Origin of the sequence: Klenkia sesuvii, from assembly GCF_037083825.1 — a bacterium.
GTDB classification, from domain to species: Bacteria; Actinomycetota; Actinomycetes; order Mycobacteriales; family Geodermatophilaceae; genus Klenkia; species Klenkia sesuvii.
Genome location: NZ_JBAPLU010000038.1, coordinates 1 through 19,432 on the forward strand (window position 1 = coordinate 1; position 19,432 = coordinate 19,432).

General features: G+C 75.3%; 19 protein-coding genes. 7 read left to right on the forward strand and 12 right to left on the reverse strand.

What is annotated here, in order from left to right; translation table 11 throughout:
* Positions 1-457 precede the first annotated feature (457 nt).
* Positions 458-2,074, forward strand: coding sequence for a glycoside hydrolase family 13 protein (locus TEK04_RS20805; protein ID WP_336406287.1), 1,617 nt, complete (start codon positions 458-460; stop codon positions 2,072-2,074).
* Between the two features lie 75 nt (positions 2,075-2,149).
* On the opposite strand, the gene TEK04_RS20810 is transcribed toward TEK04_RS20805, so the two are convergent.
* Complete coding sequence (locus TEK04_RS20810) at positions 2,150-3,163, reverse strand: AAA family ATPase (protein ID WP_336406288.1); 1,014 nt, start codon at positions 3,161-3,163, stop codon at positions 2,150-2,152.
* Between the two features lie 96 nt (positions 3,164-3,259).
* On the opposite strand from TEK04_RS20810, the gene TEK04_RS20815 reads away from it, so the two are divergent.
* Positions 3,260-4,639: a glycine-rich protein gene (locus TEK04_RS20815; protein WP_336406289.1), complete on the forward strand. Its 1,380-nt coding sequence runs from the start codon at positions 3,260-3,262 to the stop codon at positions 4,637-4,639.
* Position 4,640: 1 nt separating this feature from the next.
* Here TEK04_RS20815 and TEK04_RS20820 read toward each other — a convergent pair whose 3' ends face one another.
* The 7 genes from TEK04_RS20820 to TEK04_RS20850 form a co-directional block, all read right to left on the reverse strand.
* Complete coding sequence (locus TEK04_RS20820) at positions 4,641-5,207, reverse strand: TetR/AcrR family transcriptional regulator (RefSeq protein ID WP_336406290.1); 567 nt, start codon at positions 5,205-5,207, stop codon at positions 4,641-4,643.
* Positions 5,200-6,030 carry an alpha/beta fold hydrolase gene (locus tag TEK04_RS20825; RefSeq protein WP_336406291.1) on the reverse strand — a complete coding sequence of 277 codons (831 nt, stop codon included), beginning with the start codon at positions 6,028-6,030 and terminating at the stop codon, positions 5,200-5,202. The genes TEK04_RS20820 and TEK04_RS20825 overlap by 8 nt, the downstream gene beginning before the upstream one ends.
* 43 nt (positions 6,031-6,073) lie before the next feature.
* Positions 6,074-6,568, reverse strand: coding sequence for an ATP-binding cassette domain-containing protein (locus TEK04_RS20830; protein ID WP_336406292.1), 495 nt, complete (start codon positions 6,566-6,568; stop codon positions 6,074-6,076).
* A 238-nt stretch (positions 6,569-6,806) separates the two neighbouring features.
* Complete coding sequence (locus TEK04_RS20835) at positions 6,807-7,235, reverse strand: hypothetical protein (protein ID WP_336406293.1); 429 nt, start codon at positions 7,233-7,235, stop codon at positions 6,807-6,809.
* Complete coding sequence (locus tag TEK04_RS20840) at positions 7,232-7,585, reverse strand: VOC family protein (protein WP_336406294.1); 354 nt, start codon at positions 7,583-7,585, stop codon at positions 7,232-7,234. Before TEK04_RS20840 ends, TEK04_RS20835 begins: the two co-directional genes overlap by 4 nt.
* A gap of 64 nt (positions 7,586-7,649) precedes the next feature.
* Entirely contained in the window at positions 7,650-7,823 is a 174-nt protein-coding gene (locus TEK04_RS20845; RefSeq protein WP_336406295.1) for a hypothetical protein, read from the reverse strand.
* 132 nt (positions 7,824-7,955) lie between these two features.
* Entirely contained in the window at positions 7,956-8,579 is a 624-nt protein-coding gene (locus tag TEK04_RS20850; RefSeq protein WP_336406296.1) for a hypothetical protein, read from the reverse strand.
* 64 nt (positions 8,580-8,643) lie between these two features.
* Between TEK04_RS20850 and TEK04_RS20855 the strand changes: the two genes are divergently transcribed.
* Complete coding sequence (locus TEK04_RS20855) at positions 8,644-9,588, forward strand: hypothetical protein (protein ID WP_336406297.1); 945 nt, start codon at positions 8,644-8,646, stop codon at positions 9,586-9,588.
* Positions 9,589-9,591: 3 nt separating this feature from the next.
* On the opposite strand, the gene TEK04_RS20860 is transcribed toward TEK04_RS20855, so the two are convergent.
* The 4 genes from TEK04_RS20860 to TEK04_RS20875 form a co-directional block, all read right to left on the reverse strand.
* Complete coding sequence (locus TEK04_RS20860; protein WP_336406298.1) at positions 9,592-9,921, reverse strand: hypothetical protein; 330 nt, start codon at positions 9,919-9,921, stop codon at positions 9,592-9,594.
* Complete coding sequence (locus TEK04_RS20865) at positions 9,918-10,871, reverse strand: siderophore-interacting protein (RefSeq protein ID WP_336406299.1); 954 nt, start codon at positions 10,869-10,871, stop codon at positions 9,918-9,920. The genes TEK04_RS20860 and TEK04_RS20865 overlap by 4 nt, the downstream gene beginning before the upstream one ends.
* Positions 10,872-11,135: 264 nt before the next feature.
* Positions 11,136-11,333 (reverse strand): hypothetical protein, encoded by a 198-nt coding sequence (locus tag TEK04_RS20870; protein WP_336406300.1) that lies wholly within the window; start codon positions 11,331-11,333, stop codon positions 11,136-11,138.
* Positions 11,334-11,344: 11 nt separating this feature from the next.
* Positions 11,345-14,911, reverse strand: coding sequence for a TM0106 family RecB-like putative nuclease (locus TEK04_RS20875; RefSeq protein WP_336406301.1), 3,567 nt, complete (start codon positions 14,909-14,911; stop codon positions 11,345-11,347).
* Positions 14,912-15,054: 143 nt separating this feature from the next.
* Here TEK04_RS20875 and TEK04_RS20880 point away from each other — a divergent pair, with 143 nt between their 5' ends.
* The 4 genes from TEK04_RS20880 to TEK04_RS20895 form a co-directional block, all read left to right on the forward strand.
* On the forward strand, positions 15,055-16,071 hold the full coding sequence (locus tag TEK04_RS20880) for a LacI family DNA-binding transcriptional regulator (protein ID WP_336406302.1): 1,017 nt from the start codon (positions 15,055-15,057) through the stop codon (positions 16,069-16,071).
* A 111-nt stretch (positions 16,072-16,182) separates the two neighbouring features.
* Positions 16,183-17,076 carry an SDR family oxidoreductase gene (locus TEK04_RS20885; RefSeq protein WP_336406303.1) on the forward strand — a complete coding sequence of 298 codons (894 nt, stop codon included), beginning with the start codon at positions 16,183-16,185 and terminating at the stop codon, positions 17,074-17,076.
* Positions 17,073-18,944: a glycoside hydrolase family 15 protein gene (locus TEK04_RS20890; RefSeq protein WP_336406304.1), complete on the forward strand. Its 1,872-nt coding sequence runs from the start codon at positions 17,073-17,075 to the stop codon at positions 18,942-18,944. Before TEK04_RS20885 ends, TEK04_RS20890 begins: the two co-directional genes overlap by 4 nt.
* A 43-nt stretch (positions 18,945-18,987) precedes the next feature.
* Positions 18,988-19,432 (forward strand): NAD-binding protein (locus tag TEK04_RS20895; RefSeq protein WP_336406305.1); only part of this gene is annotated, 445 nt, incomplete at its 3' end.

The following is a 19,432-nucleotide window of genomic DNA, read 5'->3' on the forward strand; positions in this document are numbered from 1 at the left end:
ACCAGAAAGGTGCTCCGGTTCCTGCGTTGATCAAGACCTAGACAATCTCGATCCTCGCAGGTCAGGAGCACCTTTCCTACGTCCGGAGCGGAACGATCACGGACCGGCGTGAAAGCCCCGGGCTAGTGCGAGCCCGAATGCAGTTGGGGGTAACCAGAACCCGAGTGTCAGACGCGACCCGCGTACCTCGCACATCACTCGCCTATGTAAAACCATGCCGCTGGCGAGCATTCCCGTTGCGCACAACGCTTGCAGGGAGGCCGGGGGCCGCCTGCTCAATGAAGGGCGCGGGGGCTTGGCCCCTCCGCCCCCATCGGTGTCCACGCAGTTGGACCCGGCCCAAGCCCGGCAGTGGTCCGCCCGCCAAACCGCGGTTGTTCACATGCGCCAAGGATCCAGCCGAAAACTGGTGATCTGCTTCACATGGCCGTAGGCCCTGGCTGCCGATGACGGAGTCATGGCACCCCGGCTGGCAGCACTGCCGTCCCCTGCGGCACCCGCGATCCAGCGGGAGTGGTGGCGGGACGCGGTCGTCTACCAGGTCTACCTGCGCTCGTTCGCCGACTCGAACGGCGACGGCATCGGCGACATCGCCGGGCTGCGGTCGCGGTTGCCCTACCTGGTCTGGCTCGGCGTCGACGCGCTGTGGATCAACCCGCACTACCCCTCCGGCGGCGCCGACGGCGGCTACGACATCGTCGACTACCGCGCCGTCGACCCCGACTATGGCAACCTCGAAGACCTCGAAGCGCTCATCGCCGACGCGAACCAGCTCGGGCTGAAGGTCATCCTCGACGTCGTCCCCAACCACACCTCCGACCAGCACCCCTGGTTCCAGGCGGCCCTGGCCGACCCCGACGCCCCCGAGTCCAGCCGCTACCACTTCGCCGAGGCCTCCGAGCAGCCCCCGAACAACTGGCAGTCGCTCTTCGGCGGCCCCGCCTGGTCGCGCACCCCCGACGGCCGCTGGTACCTGCACCTGTTCGCCCCCGAGCAGCCCGACCTCAACTGGCGCGACTCCGCCGTCGCCGACGACTTCGACGCCACGCTCCGGTTCTGGCTCGACCGTGGTGTCTCCGGCTTCCGGGTCGACGTCGCCTACGGGCTCATCAAGGACGCCGAGCTCCGCGACAACCCCGGCGCCTACTCCCCCACCCTCTTCGGGCACGGCCCCGAGCAGGCCATGACCTGGAACCAGCCCGAGGTGCACGACGTCTGGCGCCGCTGGCGCGCGATCTGCGACGAGTACCCGGGCACCATGCTGGTCGGCGAGGTCTGCCTGGCCGACCTCGACCAGGTCGCCCTGTACTCCCGCCCCGACGAGATGCACCAGTCGTTCAGCTTCCGGCTCATCAAGTCCGGCTGGGACGCCGCCGCCTTCGCGGACGGCGTGCAGACCGCCCTCGACGCCTTCGCCACCGTCGGCGCCCCCGTCTCCTGGGTGCTGGGCAACCACGACAAGGACCGTCAGGTCACCCGCTTCGGCGGCGGCGCGCTCGGCACCGCCCGCGCCCGGGCCGCCGCCCTGCTCATGCTGTCGCTGCCCGGCTCGCCCTACCTCTACGCCGGCGACGAGCTCGCGCTGCCGCAGGCCGTCGTCCCGGATGCCGCCAAGCTCGACCCGATCTTCCACCGCAGCGGCGGCGCCCGGGCCGGCCGAGACGGCTGCCGCGTGCCCATGCCGTGGAACGAGGCCGACGGCGTCGGCTTCTCCCCCGACGGTGCCGCCGACCCGTGGCTGCCGATCCCGGATGGCTGGGCGCAGCACGCCGTCTCCCGGCAGACCCGTGACGGCGGCTCCACCCTCACCCTCTACCGGCGGGCACTCGCCCTGCGGGCCGCCCACCCGGCGCTGGGCTCGGGCACGGCGACGGTGAGCACGAGCGGCGACGTCCTCACTGTGCGCTGCACGTCGGACGACGAGACCGTCACCTGCGTGCTCAACATGGGCATCGACACCGCCCTCGTGCCGAACCCCGGCACCGTGCTGCTGGCGTCGTCCACCGCCGTGCGCAGCGCGCACGGCACGGTCGCGCTGCCCGCCGACACCGCCGTCTGGTTGCTGGAGGACTGACCGCTCACCGAGATCGAGGTTCGCGGGCCCACCTGCCCGGCCGGGACCCCCCGAACCCCGGTCTCGAGGCGAGGGCTACCCCACCCAGCGGGGCCCGGTGGGCAGCTTCGGTGCCGGCTCGCCGAGCAGCGACGCGGCGGCCTCGGTGACGTCGTCGGCGGTGAGGGTCGAGACCGCGGTGCGGTCGAGGGAGTCGACGCTGCCGTCGCGGGTGAGCCGTAGCGCCTGGCGGTTCAGTGCCTGCTCGAACAGGGTGCGGGCGAAGCGCGCGTTGCCGGTGTCCTCTCCTACCCGGACGCCGGCCAGCGTGCTGCGCAGGGTCACCTCGGCGCCGGGCTCCAGCAGGTACTCGTGCTGGGCCACGATGCTGACGAAGATCGCCTCCAGCTCGGCGGTCGAGTAGTCGGGGAAGCGGATCTCCCGGCCGAACCGCGAGCGCAGGCCCGGGTTGGAGGCCAGGAAGCCCTCCATGAGCCGCGGGTAGCCGGCCACGATCACCACCAGGCGGTGCCGGTGGTCCTCCATGCGCTTGAGCAGCACCTCGATGGCCTCGGGCCCGAAGTCCTGCCGGCCGTCGCCCTCGGGTGCCAGCGAGTACGCCTCGTCGATGAACAGCACGCCGTCGAGCGCCCGGCGGACCACCCGGTCGGTCTTGATCGCGGTCGCCCCCACGTGCTGGCCGACGAGGCCGGCCCGGTCGACCTCCACCAGGTGGCCCTTGGCCAGCAACCCGACCGCCCGGTACATCTCGGCCAGCAGCCGGGCCACGGTGGTCTTGCCCGTGCCCGGGTTGCCCAGGAACACCAGGTGCTGCGACGTCGCCGCCTCGGGCAGGTCGTGCTCCTTGCGGCGAGCCTGCACCTGCAGGAACGCGACCAGCGCCTGCACCTGCTCCTTCACCGCTTCGAGCCCAATCAGCCCGGCGAGGTCGGCCTGGATCGCGGCCAACGGCCGACCGGGCGTTGCGCGGCCGCCGAAGAGGTCGCCGACCAGCTCGTCGACGCCCCGCCCACCGGGTCGCGGCAGTTGCTCACCCAGTCGGCCCACGGTCTCCCGCAGCTCGTCCAACGGCCTGCGGTACGACGACATGCACCCGAATGTAGGCGCGCCTGACATGACGCACGGCGATCGCGTGCAGACTGTCCGTCGCTGCGCAGTCCTGCGGGGCGCGGACAGGAGTGTGCTGTGCCCCGAGTCGACGAGACCGCCCGAGTGCGCCGGGCGGCATCGCTCGCCGCCGCCCTGGTCGCGGCGGGGACCGTCGTCCTGCTGCCGGACCCGGCGTCCGCAGCGCCCACGTCGGGCACCTGCACCGCGTCGCCTGCCGGCACGATGACCTGCAGCTACGGCTTCACCGGCGCGCCGGAGACCTTCACCGTCCCGGCCGGCGTCACGACCGTCACCGTGACCGCGGTGGGGGCTGCCGGCGGCGCCTCCACCACCGCGGGCGGCACCGCGCCCGGTGGCCGCGGAGACCAGGTCACCGGCGACATCGCCACCGTCCCCGGCAACACCCTGACGGTGGTCGTGGGCGGTCAGGGGCTGCTGGGGCAACTGAACCCGCCGGACTTCTCCATGCCCGGCGGCTACAACGGCGGTGGGTACACACGGGGTTCGAACGCCGGTGCCTCCGGGGGCTCGGGCGGCGGTGCGTCCGACGTGCGCACCGTGGCCGGCGACCTCACCAGCCGGGTCGTGGTCGCGGGTGGCGGGGGTGGCGCGGGCTCGGTCCACACCAACGCCGAGCCCACCGCGGTCGGCGTGGCCGGCGGCGACGCCGGTGCACCCGGCCTGGCTGGTCTCTGCTACGCCCCGGTCGCCGCACAGCCCGGGACGGCTACCGCGGGCGGGGCCGGAGGTCAGTGCGGTGAACCCGGTCGCTCCGGCGTCCTGGGCGCCGGCGGGGCGACCGGGACCGTCACGTCCGGCGTCGCAGGCGGCGGCGGAGGCGGAGGTCTGTACGGCGGGGGCGCCGGCGGGTCGGCCAGCTTCACGAACCTCGCCCACTACCTGGGCGACAGCGGCGCCGGGGGCAGCTCGCTCGTCCCGGCCGGGGGTTCCCACCAGCTGACGTCGGCGCCGGCCAGGGTGACCATCAGCTACCTCATCCCGCAGGCGCCGGCCGCACCCGCCGCGGTCCGTACCGCCCCCGGCGACGGCAGCGCGGTCGTGGAGTGGGACGCCGGTGCGGTCACCGCGACGGCCGGTGCCGCGACCACCTACACCGTCACCGCCACCCCCGGTGGTGCCAGCTGCACGACCACGGGCACCAGCTGCACCCTCACCGGCCTGGTCAACGGCACCACGTACGACCCGTCGGTGACGGCGAGCAACGCCTTCGGGACGTCGCCCGCCACCACCGGGCCCGGCACGGTCCCGACGGCCGCTCCCGGCGGCCCCGACACGGTGACGGTCCCCGTCTCCGTCTCCGCGGGCCCTGCGGTCCAGCCAAGGGTGCTGGCCGCGACCGGCACCCCGGTGGGCACGATGGCCGTGGCCGCCCTGGGCCTGCTCGGCGCCGGTGGCGCACTCGTGCTGGCCGGACGCCGCCGCGTGCAGCGCTGACCTACCCCGCGCTGCGCAGGCCGCGGTCGAGCAGGTCGACCAGCCACGCGAAGCTCTCGTCGACGTCGGCCGACCACTGGAACCCGCGCCCCGCCTGCAAGGTCGCGTACCCGTGCAGGGCACTGCGCAGCGTCCGCAGCGCGTGGTCCTCCTGGTTGGCCGGCAGGTCGTAGCCGCGCAGCACCGCCCGGAAGGCGTCGAGCGCCCGCGAGCTGGCGCCCACCAGCGGGTCGTCGGGGCCGGTCGGCTCCACCCCGATGGTCGCGGCGTAGCGGCCCGGGTGGGCCAGCACGTAGTCCCGGAACGCCCCGGCCGCCGCGACCAGCGCATCCCGACCGGCCAGCCCCTGGATGGCCGCGCCCACTGCGGCCCCGGCCTCGTCCATCGCCAGGACGGCGATCCGGCGCACCAGGTCGTCCTGCCCGCCCACGTGCTTGTACAGCGACGGCGTGCGCACCCCGACCCGCTCGGCCAGCCCGCCCATGGTGAGGCCGGCGAAGCCCACCTCGTCGGCCAGCTGCGCCCCGGCCGCGACGACGGCGTCCGGGTCGAGCCCCGCCCTAGGCATCGACGGTCGCCAGGAACGGCAGGACGACGGCGGCGACCTCGTCCGGCACCTGGTGGTGCGGGTAGTGGCCGGTGCCCTCGATGACCGCCAGCCGGCCCAGACCCGCGGGCAGCTCGGCGACGATCGCCTCCCCCTCGGCCTGCGGCGCCGCCCAGTCGGGGTCGAGGCTGCCCTGCACGACCAGCATGGGGCAGCGCACGCCGGGCAGCGCCGCGCCGGCGTCGGTGGCCGGGGTGGTGCCCATCTTCTTCAGCGCCGCCATGCGGCCGGGCTCGCGCAGCTTGGCCTCGACGTGGTCGAGCCGCTCGGTCCAGTCGGCCGGCTTGGCGCCGGGGTAGGCGACGTCGAGGTACTTGCGCCACGAGTCGATGCGGCCGAGCATGCCGGCGCCGAGCAGGTGTCGCATGCCGCGGCGGAAGCGGGCCGACCGCAGGTCCTTCAGCGAGATCGCCTGCTTGCGGGTGAACGGCGCCAGCTCGACCAGCGCGGTGACCAGCTCGGGCGCCTGCGCCGCAGCGATCGTGACCGCCCCGCCGGAGATCGAGTGCCCGACCAGCACGGCCGGGCCGCCCAGGTGGCGCACCAACGCGAGCAGGTCGCCGGCGATCGCCGTCCGGCTGTAGGCGGGCCACGCGGCGCTGGACTCGCCGCACCCCCGCAGGTCGACGGCGGCGACCCGGTACCCGGTGTCCACCAGCTGCGGGACGAGGTGGCGGTAGGCGGTGCGGTCGTCGCCCATGCCGTGCGCCAGGACGACGAGCGGGCCGTCACCGGTCACCTCGTAGGCCAGCGTGCCGTCGTCGAGGGTGAGGAACTCGGTCATGTCGTTCTCCTTGGCTAAGGTTGTTAGCTCAAGGCTAAGTGCGTTAGCCAGGTGGTGTCAACCGCCCCGCCAGGAACTGGGCCGTGGGCGTGTCCGCGACCGCCACCTGCTCCGGCGTCCCGGCCGCGACCACCCGCCCACCGGCGTCCCCACCGCCCGGGCCGAGGTCGAGCACCCAGTCGGCGTCGGCCACGACGTCCACGTCGTGCTCGACCAGGACGACGGAGTTGCCGGCCTCGACCAGCCGCTGCAGCTGGGCCATGAGCACCTCGACGTCGGCCGGGTGCAGGCCGGTGGTCGGCTCGTCGAGCAGGTAGAGCGTGTGCCCGCGCCGAGCCCGCTGCAGCTCGTTGGCCAGCTTCACCCGCTGCGCCTCGCCACCGGACAGCTCGGTCGTCGGCTGGCCGAGGCGCAGGTAGCCCAGGCCGACCTCCTGCAAGGCCCGCAGGCTCCGCGCCGCGGCGGGGACGTCGGCCAGGAACCCCTGCGCCGCCTCGACGGTCAGGTCGAGCACGTCGGCGATCGTCTTCCCACCCACGGTGACCTCGAGGGTCTCGGCGTCGTACCGCGCCCCGTGGCGCCTCGGCGTAGACCGTGCCGAACGCCAGCGACGACTTCCCCGACCCGGAGACGCCGGTGAACACCACCAGGGCGTCGCGCGGGACGTCGACGTCGACGTCTTGAAGGTTGGGCTCCCGCGCGCCGCGGACCCAGACCATGCCCTCGTCGCTCATCCGGCCAGCCTGACCGTGCCCCTCCGCAACGGCGCGGCGGGGTCAGCGCAGTGCACCCACCTCGACGTCGGCACCCGTCCCCGCGGGGCACCGCCACGCCGGACCGGTGCCCGACGGCGCCGGCCGCATCGGGTGAGTGTGCCCCGGGCAGAGCGGCCAGGCGCCGTGCAGCTCGTCCACCAGGTGGTCCTGCACCCGGTCGGCGAGGAACAGCAGCGCCTCGTCGACGTCGCGCAGGTCGGGCAGCTCGAACCGCGTGCGCGGCAGCCGGAGCTCGAGCACCGGGTCCGGGACCACCCACTCACCCGGGCCGTCATCCCCGAACCAGAGCGTCAGACCGGGGGTGCGGAGCACGTCCGGCTCAGTCGTGCGGTGCTGGAAGCGCCACGTCGTGCCGAGGTCGGTGGTGGCCGCGACGTCCCGCAGCACCCGATCGACGACGGGTGTCCAGAACGCAGGGTCGGCGGTCACACCGGCTGCCAGAGCTCGACGCGGTTGCCCTCAGGGTCGGTCACCCACCCGAAGCGGCCGACGCCGTCCATGTCCTGCACCTCGTCGGAGACGTCGGCGCCGGCGGCGCGCAGCTGGGCCAGCATCGCGTCGAGGTCGCGCACGCGGAAGTTCAGCATCACCTGCTGCCGGTCCGAGCCGAAGTAGTCGGTGTCGGCGTCGAAGCCGGAGAACACGGTGGGCCCGGCTTGCTGCTCCCACGGCTGGTCGGGGTCGACGCCGATGCCCAGGTGGTCGCGGTACCAGGCGTTCAGCGCCCCCGGGTCGGCCGACCGCACGAAGTACCCCCCGATGCCCAGGACGCGTTCCATCCCCGCATCCTGGCCTGCCGGGTCCCCCGCGCACCACCGGCCCGGCCGGCACCGGATGAGCGGATCAGGCGACGGCGAGGATGCGGAGGTCGCCGGCGGCGCGGTGCACCGGGGCCAGGTCGGGCAGGGGGACGGCGGGCAGGGGGACGGCGGGCAGGGGGACGGCGGGCTGCATGCAGGCCAGCGCCCCGAGGGAGAGGCAGAGCAGGGCCGCCTCCCAGGGCGGTGTGCCCGGCACCCACCTGGCCGCTGACGTCGGGCACCCGCGCGGCCCAGGTGCCGAGCACGAAGCCGTCGAGGGCGAACAGCGCCGCCGCGGCGGCGCGCAGCCGCGGCGGCGACGGCTCGGGGACGCGGCGCACCACCGGGCTCAGTCCGCGGGTGGGGTAGGGTCGGCGTCGGCGCCGCTGCCCCGGTCGCGCACCAGCACCCACGTCGCCCCGCCCAGCGCGAGGCCGGCCACCACGGCCGCGGTCCCCACGACCACGTCGTCGACCGGGAACGGCAGCACCCACGCCAGGATCGACCGGCTCTGCGAGGTGGGGTCGGACAGGACCAGCGCCACGAACACGGCCACCACCATCCCGGCGGACACGGTCAGCGCCTGCAGCAGCCGCCCGCCGGTGCGGGCAGCCAGCTGGCGCGCCGCCGTCACGACCCGCCGGGCACGCAGCACCCGCAGGGCACCCACGCTGCGCACGAGCCGGAACACCTGCACCGGCCCCAGGGCCAGCACCACCCCGACCACGACCACGCCGGTCAGGGCGAGCAGCCCGCGGTGCCCCCGCACCCAGGCCTTCTTGTCCTCGGCGACGACCAGCAAGGTGACCGTCTCGGCCAGCAGCACCGCTCCGCTGGCCCAGTCGAGCACCCGCCCCGTCGTCCCCAGCGCACCGTCGGCGAAGGTGAGGAACACCGCCGGCACGCTCACCAGCGCCGCCACCAGCACCGGGAGCGCCAACCGCTCCTGCACCCGCTGCTCCCGGCTGGTCATCCCCGACAGGCTAGGGCGACCGCCCCGGGTTGCCGGTCGCGGTCCCGGGTCCCAGGGTCGGTCCATGACCGGGTCCTTCACACGGGGGCTGGCCGCGGGCGCGGCCGGCACCACCGTCCTCAACGCCGTCACCTACCTCGACATGGCCCTCCGCGGCCGCGACGCCAGCAGCACGCCCGAGCAGACCATCGACGCCCTCGCCGATGCCGCGGGCCGCACGGTCCCGGGGAGCAGGAGCGAGCGCGACAACCGCCGCACCGCCCTCGGCGCCCTGTCGGGCATCGGCAACGGCGTCGCGGTGGGCGTGCTGGCCAGCCTGGTGCGCACCGCCGGCGTCCGGCTGCCCTCCTCGGTCGGGGCCGTCGCCACCGGCGCCGCGGCCATGGCCCTCACCGACGGGACGACGGCGGCCCTGGGCGTCAGCGACCCCCGCGACTGGTCCCGCGGGGACTGGGTCTCCGACGCCGTGCCGCACCTGGCCTACGGCGCGGCGGTGCAGGCGGTCATCGAGGCGGTCCCCACCCCGGCCGAGAAGCCGCGCCGCAAGGCCTCCGGTGGGCTCACCGTCCGCTCGCTGCTGCTCGGCGTCGCCACCGGGTGCCGCAGCTCCCTGGGGCTCTCGGCGCCCGCGCTCACCAGCCCCGACGCCGGCCTCACCAAGAAGGTCGGCGCCCTCGGTGCCGTCGGCGCCGAGCTCTACGCCGACAAGCTCGCCGGCACCCCCGAGCGCACCAGCGCCCAGGGCCTGCCGCTGCGCTTCGCCTCCGCCGCCGGCGGCGCCGCGGCGCTGTCCACCCGGGAGAACGCCAACGCGGTGGCACCGATCCTGGCCGGCCTCCTCGGCGCGGCGGCCGGCTCCTGGGGTGGCCTGGGCTGGCGCCGCTGGGCAGCCACGCGGGTGCCCGACTGGCAGGCCGCGGTCATCGAGGACGCCGTCGGGGTCGGCCTGGCGTTGGCCGCCACGGTGCCCGGCCGCAAGCGCCCCCGCCCGGTGCTCACCGCCGTCTGACGGTCACAGACGGTCGAGGAGCCAGCCGGGGCCGTGCACGACGGTCCCGGCTGGCAGCCGGTCCCGCAGCCCGCAATCGGCGGTGACCACCACGGGCGCGTCGAGCTCGGGCAGGACGGCGACCAGCGCGTCGTCGCCGCTGCCGGTGGCCCGCACCAGCCGGACGCCGGGCACCTCCGGGACGTCGCGCGCCCGACCCTCCACGACGGCGACCACCTCGTCGTCCAGCGCGGCCAGCTGGGCCAGCAACCGGGACGTCGCCCCGGCGCGGTCGCGCCACCAGCCGTCGGGGCGGGAGCCCACGACGTTGGCCACGTCGACCAGCAGCGTCACCCCAGGGCCCGTGCCCCGGTGCGCCAGTACCCCATGAAGGCGACCGCGTCGCGGTCGACGCCGAGGTCGCGGACCAACCGCCGGCGCAGCGCCTTGACCACCCCCGCCTCGCCGGCCAGCCAGGCGTAGCAGCTGGTGTGCGCGCCGGCCTCGGGGACCTCCCACAGGATCTCGTCGCCGTCGTTGGTGGGGTCGGTCGTCTCGGGGTCGACCCCGGGGGTGTCGCGGGCGATGCCGAGCTCGCGCAGGGCGGTGTGCACCGCGCCCTCCATCAGCTCCCCGCGCGGCCGGCCGCCGCGGGCCAACCAGCGGACGTCGGCCCCGGCGGGCAGCTGCAGCGACAGGAAGTCGGCGGCCTCGGGCACCTCCAGGACGGCGACCACCCGCTGCTCGTGCGGGAGGGCCTCGAGGATGGCCGCGATGGCCGGGACGGCGGTCTCGTCACCAGCGAGGAACAGCGTGTCGGCCTCGGCGGGCGGCGCCCACTCCACGCCCCACATGCGGCCGGTGCCGGGCCGGTCGGGGCCCAGCAGCACCAGCTCGTCACCGGGCACGGCGCGGGCGGCCCACGCAGCGGCCGGGCCGGCGTCGGGGCCGATGGTGCCGTCGGGGCCGATGCCGTGCAGCACCACATCGACGTCGAGCTCGGCCACCTCGGGCCGCACCGCGCGCACGGTGTAGGTGCGCATCGCCGGTCGGGTCTCGTCGGGCATGGCGCACCAGGCGGCGTACCAGTCGGGGCCGCTGGTGGCGAGCAGGTCCTCAAGCGGGCAGCCGGGCTGCGCGATGAGCAGCTTGAACCGCTGGTCGGCCCCGCCGTAGCCGAACGTGTCGAGGTCGGGGCCGGTGAACGTGAGCCGTAGGAAGCTCGGCGAGAGCCGCTCGCTGCGCGCCAGGGACACGCGGAAGAAGCGGTAGACCGGCTGCAGGGTCTCGGTGGCCGTGCTCATGCGCGCTCCCGGGGTCGAGGTGGTCCAGGTGAGGCTACCCTAACCCGACGGCAGCAACGGAACGTCCCGGGGCCGGTGGTCCGGCGGTGGTCCGGCGATGGTCCGGGTGCCAGGCCGGTGGTGAACCGGTTCGGCGGTCCCTCTCGAACACCAGGAGCCGCCGGACCACGGGGCCGGCGGCAGGGCCGCTGTGGGCAGCCCGGCGGTCGGCGTCCGTGGTCTCTCCGCGGTCGGCCGACCGCCACCCCCGGCCACCGGGTCGGCTCAGCTGGCGGCCGGCACCTCGACCTGGTCGGCGTCGCGGCGGGCCCGCGCCGCGGCCACGCGGCGGGCACCGGAGCGGCTGTGCGCCGACCCCCGCAGCGGGCCACGCACCGGGCCCCGGGTGCCGTGCGCCTCGCGGGCCTCCATGGCCAGCTGTCGGGCGGCGACCACGGACGCCGGCTCGTGCAGCTGCGTCATCGCGCACCCCCTCACCGCGGCGGCCCGCCGTCGATCGCCGAACCGTGACGAGACCGTATCGGTGGAACGGACCCGGGGGCCAGGGCCGTGTCTGATTCGTGACCCGGCGTGGTCACGAATGCCCCGGGCGCCCCGCGGGGGTGCGCTTCGTCGCGCTGCGTGGCGAGCTCGACGAGCCGGCACAGGCCGTTCACCAGCCGCAGCTGCTCGGGGGTGTGCACGGGCGAGGTGAGCAGGGCGGGGCTGCCGACCAGGTAGGCCACCGTCTTCGCCCGGGACAGGGCCACGTTGAGCCGGTGCCGGTCGAGCAGGAAGTCCAACCGGCGGGGCACGTGCGCGCCGCTGGAGGCGGCCAGGCTGAACACCGACACCGCGGCCTCCCGGCCCTGGAACTTGTCGACGGTGCCCACCTCCACCCCGGCGAGCCCGGCTGCGGCCAGGGCCGACCGGATGCGGTTGACCTGCGCGTTGTACGGGGTGACCACGAGGACGTCGGCCTCGGTCACCACCCGCTCACCGGACGGGTCGCGCCAGCCCCGGCCCAGCAGGTCGCCGACAAGTTCGACGACCACGGCGGCCTCCTCCCCCGACGCCGAGCCGTTGCCCACGTGCACGACGGGCACCCAGCCGATGCCGGCCGGGGCCGCCCAGCGGGCCGGGGCGTCGAGCCGGTTGGCCGCCGTGGTCGGGGCCGGCTGCAGCTGCCCGTCGTAGGACAGCTGCGACACCACGCGGCACAGCGCCGGTGCCATGCGCCAGGAACGGTCGAGGAAGACGCCCCGCTCGGCGGGCAGGACGTCGTCGTCGCCCAGCACGTGCTGCAGCGCCGACACGTCGGCGCCCTCGGGGTGGATGCCCCGCCCGGGCTGGCGCAGCTGCTGCGGATCACCCAGCAGGACCAGGCCGCCGGCGCACCGGGACACCGCCAGCGTGTCGGCCAGGGACAGCTGGCCCGCCTCGTCGACCACCAGCACGTCGAGCCGGCCGGCGAGGTCGGGCCGGGTGAACAGCCAGGGCGTGCCGGCCACCACGTCGACCTCGCCGGTGTCGAGCAGCTCGACGACGGTGGCGTTGTCGTCGGTGCACACGACCTCGGGCGAGCTGCACCGCTGGGCCACCGAGGCCTTCTGCACCGCGCGCACCGGGGCACCGGACTCGCGGGCGGCCCGCAGCACGGCGTCGAGGAGGTTGCCGACCACCTTGTGGCTGTTCGCGGTGATCGCGACGCGGCGGCCGGCCCGCACGAGGTCGAGCACGGCGCGCGCGCCGGCGTAGGTCTTGCCGGCCCCGGGTGGCCCCTGCACCGCGAGCACCCCGCCGGCGAGGGCGGTGACCAGCCGCCGGGTGCGGTCGGCGGCCGGCTCGCCCGGCACCACCGACGGGGTGCCTGCCCGCAACCGCGGCGGACGGCGGGCCAGCAGGTCGGCCGCGGCGGTGCGCACGTCGGCCCCGGCGAGGCCGCCGTCGGCCACCGCCGCGCCGAGCTGGAGCAGTGCCGCCTGCTGGTGCCTGGCCTCCAGCGGCCCCGGGGGCACCAGGCCCTCGGCGTGGTCGCCCACCCGGCCGGCCGGCCGCGACAGCACCAGCTCACCGGTGGCCCCGTCGAGGGCCACCACCTCGGCGGACACCGTGCGGCCGTCGGCCCCAGGAGGCACCTGGTCGACCCGCGCGCCGGGGGCCAGCTTGGTCTCCTGCGGCGGGAAGCGGTGGGCGACGTGCACCCGGCCGTCGATGACGCCCAGGACGACCGGGTCCTCCAGCGGCCCCAGGGCCGACGTCTCGCGCTCGAGCTCGGCCGGGACCAGCTCGCGCACCCGGAAGAACTCCCACCACTCCGACCGGGCCTCGCGGGCGTGCCAGCCCAGCTGCTGGGCGAGCAACCACACCGCCTGCTGGTCGGGCGACCGCTCGGCGGCGTGCGGGGGCAGGCCGTCGAGCAGGCGCCGCTCGAGGTCGGCGCGGGCGGCCTCGGCCGCCGCCGCGCGCGGGCCGGGGTCGGGGTCGGCGTCGACCGGGCGGCCCAGCGGCACCCCGGAGGCGACCAGCTCGGCCCGACGCTCCTCCAGCCAGTCCAGCAGCTGCCGGGTGGAGAGGCAGTCGTCGCGGTTGTAGGCCTCGATCTCGTCGAGCAACCGCTGCTCGCCGGTCTGCTGCCACTCCTCGAACGCGAGGATGCTGGCCCCCGCGTCGGAGACCGCCGCACCGGTGGGCCGGGTGCGCCCGCGGTAGAAGTCCTCCAGCTTCTTGATGGAGTAGGACTCCTTGCTGACCTGCAGGCCCTGCCGGACCACCGCGTAGAGGTCGACCAGGGCGTCGCCGCGCAGCAGCCGGTCGACCTCGGCCTGCCGGGTGCCGTGGCGGGCCGACAGCGCCTTCAGCCGGGCGGGCTCGTAGGGGGCGTAGTGGTAGACGTGGGCGTCGGGGTCGGCGGCCAGCACCGCGGTGAGGTGGTCGACCAGCTGCTCGAACGCGACCCGCTCGTCCTCGACCGTCAGACCCCAGAACGACCGGTACTCGGCGGCCCGGTCGAGGACGCCCCACAGGTACTCCAGGCCGTGGTCGCCGGTGAAGGGGTCGCCCTCGATGTCGAAGAAGACGTCGCCGCGGCTGGGCGGGGGCAGCAGCTCGAGACCCCGGCCGGGTACCCGGGGCAGGAACGCGTAGCCGGGCTGCCCGGTGAGCTGCTCGGACCGCTGCAGCGCCGCCTGCCCGGTGAGCCGCTCGCGCGAGGTGCGGCCGATCGTGTCGGGCAGCTCGTCCGGGGTGCGCGCGGCCAGCGCGGTGAGCGTGCCGATGCCGGCCCCGGTGAGGGCGGCGGCGTGGTCGCGCCGCAGGAAGGCCACCTGCGACAGGTGGTCCTCGGCGGCCCACCGCGCGGTGCACGTGGCGCGCCACGGGCAGACCCCGCAGTGCGCGTTCGGGTAGGGCGGGGCCAGCTGCTCGTCGGCCAGCCGGGCGAGGAAGCGCTGCTCGGCGGCCCGGGCGTAGGCCGCGGCGTCGGCGTAGGGGAAGGCGAGCTCCTGCTGGTCGCCGGTGACGACGGTGAGCAGCTGCGGCGGGGTGCCTTGCAGGTCGGTGAGCAGCCGCCCGTAGAGCGCCATCTGCAGGATGGCCGGCACCTTGATGCGCCGGGCCAGCTTGGTGTCGGCCACGTCGTAGGCCCACGGCCCCAGCGCGCTGGACCGGTCGGTGCGCTTGAGCAGGAAGTCGGCGTGCCCGCGCCAGACCACGCCGGCGGCGCGGGTGCCGTAGAAGGTGGCCTGGTAGACGACGTCGGCGCCGGCCCGCATGGCCGCCACGGTGTCGGCCTGGGCCCGGTGCAGGTCGGCCGGGTCGCGCCCGGGGCCGGGCTGGGCGACCTCGACGACGGTGAGCCCGCGGTCGCGCAGCCGCTGCACGTGCCGGGCCTCGTGGGCGATGCCGTGCTCGGCGAGCAGCGCGGTCATCGGGTCGGCCGCACCGGGCTTGGCGCGCTCGCCGCGGGCGACCTCCCGGGAGAGCCGGGTGAGGTGCTCGCAGGCCAGGAAGCCGGTCAGGTCGCCGGCGCTGACCACCAGCCCGTCGTCGGACTCGTACACCCCGCCACCTCCGCTGCGCCCCGACCACCGGACCCCGCCACCGGGGACGGGCGCCACGCTAGGGCGGGCCACCGACAGAACCGGGTTGCGGACGGTCCGGTCCCCGTGGCACCGGGGGCTACCGGCCGGTAGAACGGGCTCCGATGCCCACCACCCTCACCACCGTGGCCCGCCGGGCAGGGGTCAGCACCAGCACCGCGAGCCGGGCGCTGACCGGCCACCCCGCCGTCGACCCGGCCACCCGGCAGCGGGTCGAGGCCGCCGCCGCGGCGCTGGACTACCACCCCAACCGCATGGCCACCGCGCTGCGCACGCGGCGCTCGGGGCTGATCGGGCTGGTGGTCACCAACCTGCGCACCGCCACCTTCCACGCCGTCGCCGAGACCCTGCAGGCCCGGGCCGCCGAGCACGGGCTCCAGGTGCTCGTGTGCACCACCGGCGGCGACCCCGCCCGCGAGGCCGCCTTCCTGGACACGGTGCGGGCGCACGGTCTCGACGGCGTCGTGGTGGCCGGGTCGGGCGCCAACGGCCGGCTGGTGAACACGCTGGTCGACGAGGGCCGGGCCGTCGTCCTCATGAACCGCGAGGTGGCCGGCGCCCGGGCGCCGTCGGTGATGAGCGACTACGTGACCGCGGCCCGGCTGGCCACCGAGCACCTGCTGGCCCTCGGCCACACCCGCATCGGGGTGGTCGGCGCGCCCGCCGAGGTGACCTCCGGGCGGCTGCACCACGCCGGGTTCACCGAGGCCATGGCGGCCGCCGGGGTCCCGGTCGCGGCCTCCCTGGTGCGCCGCGGGCCCTTCCGCGCCCGGTTCGGCAACGAGGCCGCCGCCGACCTCCTGGACCTGCCGGACCCGCCCACCGCCCTGCTGGTGAGCAACCACGAGGCCTCGTTCGGGGTGTTGGCCGTGCTCAGCGGCCGCGCGGTCGACGTCCCGGGCGCGCTGTCGCTGGTGTGCACCGAGGACGAACCGTTCTGGGAGTGGTGGTCCCCGCCGGTCACCGTCGTGGACAACCGGGCCGCCGTGCTGGCCGCCCGCGCGGCCGACCTGCTGCTGGTCCAGCTCATGGACGGGGCCGCACCCGAGCCGGTCGCCGAGCAGGTGGCCCCCCAGCTGGTGCTGCGGGGGTCCACCGCCCCGCCCGGCCCGCGGGTGTGAACCTGCCGACCGGCCGGTTGCCGGTACCCGAGCCGGGGCATGGGGATCGGCAGCCGTTCAACCATCAGCGGTGACCAGCGACAACGCGACTTCACCGGAGGCCGGGACACCATGGCAGACCAGTACACCTTCACCAACCCCGTCGACCAGTACCGCACCGAGGGCTACCCCGAGCAGGGCATCGCGGAGCCCGGCCTGGAGTCCGAGCTCGAGGTCCCGGTCGACCACGGCGAGGAGACCTACCGCGGCACCGGTCGGCTGACCGGCCGGAAGGCGCTGGTCACCGGCGCCGACTCCGGCATCGGCCGGGCCGCCGCCATCGCCTACGCCCGCGAGGGCGCCGACGTCGTCCTGGCCTACCTGCCCGAGGAGCAGTCCGACGCCGAAGCCGTGGCGAAGCTGGTGGAGGACGCCGGCCGCAAGGCCGTGCTCGCCCCCGTCGACCTCTCGGTGGAGAGCGAGGCGCGGCAGCTCGTGCGCACGGCCGTCCAGGAGCTGGGTGGGCTCGACGCGATCGTGCTCGTCGCCGGCAAGCAGACCTGGGTCGACGACCTGGCCGACCTGACCAGCGAGCAGTTCGACGCCACCTTCAAGACCAACGTCTACTCGGTGTTCTGGGTCGTGCAGGAGGCCGTGCCGCACCTGCCGGCCGGCGCGACCATCATCACGACCAGCTCGATCCAGGCCTACCAGCCGGCGCCGGGCCTGGTCGACTACGCGACGACCAAGGCCGCCATCAACACCATCTCCAAGGCGCTGGCCCAGCAGCTGGCCCCGAAGGGCATCCGGGTCAACGTCGTGGCCCCCGGCCCGTTCTGGACCCCCCTGCAGGCCTCCGGCGGGCAGCCGCCGGAGAACCTGCCCGAGTTCGGCAAGGAGACCCCCCTCGGCCGCGCCGGGCAGCCCGCCGAGCTGGCCGGGGCCTACGTCTACCTGGCGTCGGCCGAGTCGGGCTACACCGTCGGCGAGACGCTGAACGTGAACGGGGGCATGCCCACCCCGTGAGCACGCAGACCGACGAGGCGGGCGTCCAGACGCGCGGCGCCCGCCCCGCCCCGGCGCACCTGCGCTGGGGCGCCACCGGCCCCAGTCCGGTGGACGAGCGCGACGCGGACGGCTACGCCGACCTGCGCACCTACGCCGCGATCGGCGACGGGCGGGCCCTGGCCCTGGTGGCCCGCGACGGCAGCATCGACTGGTTGCCGCTGCCGGCCATCGACGCCGCGCCGGTGTTCGGCGCCCTCCTCGACGCCGAGCACGGGGGGTGCATCGAGCTGCGGCCGGTCGGGGAGTTCACCGCCGAACGGGAGTACGTGCCCGGCACGAACGTGCTGACCACCACCTTCCGGACGGCGGAGGGCAGCGTGCGGGTCACCGACGCCCTCAACACCGGGGTGGCCGGCCGGTTGCCGTGGTCGGAGCTGGCCCGCCGCATCGAGGGCCTCGCCGGCACCGTGCGGATGCAGGCCGCCGTGCGGCCGGGCACCTGCCTGGGCACGGCCTCGCCGTGGGTCCAGGAGACGGTGCACGGCGTGGTGCTGCGCGACGACGGCCTCACCATGGCCGTACGCACGCTCGGCGAGGACCGGGTGGTCACCGGCGACCAGCGCATCGACGTGGAGTACACGACCACACCGGGCTCGCGGGCACTGCTGGGCCTGGTCGCCACCGAGCGGGAGCCGCTGTTCCTGCCCGACCCGGCGATGGTGGACACCGGCATCGACCGCACGGTCGACAACTGGGCCGCGTGGGGCCGGGAGTTCAGCTGGAGCGGTGACTTCGACCGGTCGGTGCGGCGCAGCGCCCTGGCGCTGAAGCTGCTCATCCACTCCCCCAGCGGGTCGATGGTCGCCGCCGGCACCACCTCGCTGCCCGAGGACCTCTCCGGCGGCAAGAACTGGGACTACCGGTTCGCCTGGGTGCGCGACTCGGCCTACGCGCTCACGGCGCTGTTCCGGTTCGGCCTGCGGGAGGAGACCCACGGGGCGATGAGCTGGCTGCTGGGCACCATCCGGCGGCACGGCCCCGAACCGCGGGTCTGCTACACCCTCGAGGGCGAGCTCACCGACGGCGTCCGCGAGCCCGACGTCCCCGGCTGGCGCGGCATCGGGCCCGTGCAGGCCGGCAACGCGGCGGCGCACCAACTGCAGCTCGGCGTCTACGGGGACCTGTTCTCCCTGGTGGCGCTGTACGTGGAGCACGGCAACGTGCTCGACGCCGACACCGGCCGGTCGCTGGCCTCGATCGCCGACACCGCGTGCGACCGCTGGCAGCAGAAGGACTCCGGCATGTGGGAGCTGCACGACCCGCAGCACTACACGACCTCGAAGCTGGGCTGCTGGCAGGCCCTGACCAAGGCGGTCGAGCTGGCCGAGGCCGGGCAGATCCCCGGTGACCCCTCGCGCTGGCGGGCCGAGGCGGCGCGCATCCGCGCCTGGGTGGTCGAGAACGCCTGGGACGACGCCCGGGGCGCCTACCTCTGGTACCCCGGCAGCGACGGGCTGGACTGCTCGATCCTGCTGCACGCGATCAGCGGGTTCGACCGGGGCGAGCGGATGAGCTCCACCCTCGACGCGCTGCGCCGCGAGCTGGGTGCTGGCCCGCACCTGTACCGGTACACGGGCATGGACGCCGAGGAGGGCGTCTTCCTCGCCTGCTCCTACTGGATGGTGTCGGCGCTGCAGCTGTGCGGGCGGGGCGAGGAGGCGCGCGCCCTGATGACCGAGCTGGAGGACGGGACGGCGAACGACGTCGGCATGCTGGCCGAGATGCTCGACCCGGCCGACGGCGCGTTCCTGGGCAACTTGCCGCAGGCGCTCTCGCACCTGGCCCTGGTGAACGCCGCGATCACCCTGGACGAGCACGGCGCCTGAGGTGTCGACGCCGGTCGGCGGGGCCCAGCCGGGTGCGTGCAACGTGACCACGACTGCCTGGTGGTCGGCGCCGGCATGGCCGCCGACTGCGCGGGCTCTCGGGCGGGGGCGGCACGTCGCCGTCGTCGGCGGTGGCTACGTCGGCACCGAGCTGGCCGCAGCGCTGGTGCAGAACGGCACCCGGGTGATGTTCGTGTTCCCGGGCACGGGTGAGCCGGCGCGGGGCGTCGTCCACCACCTGGAGGCCGACCGGCTGCGCGGCGTCCTGCTGTGGAACGTGTGGGACAGCACCGACCGCGCCCGCGAGCTGCTGGCCGCCGAGCGGGGTGGACCGCCGAGGACCTGGTGGGCGCCGTCCCGACCGACTGACAGTGAGGATGGTGGAGAGCACCGCAGCGGGTCGTTCCTGACCCACCGACTGACTGACTTCGGGTCTTCAACGGGATCTGTTGGTTCGACCTGCTGCGGTGCTCGTGCACCCACCGCCG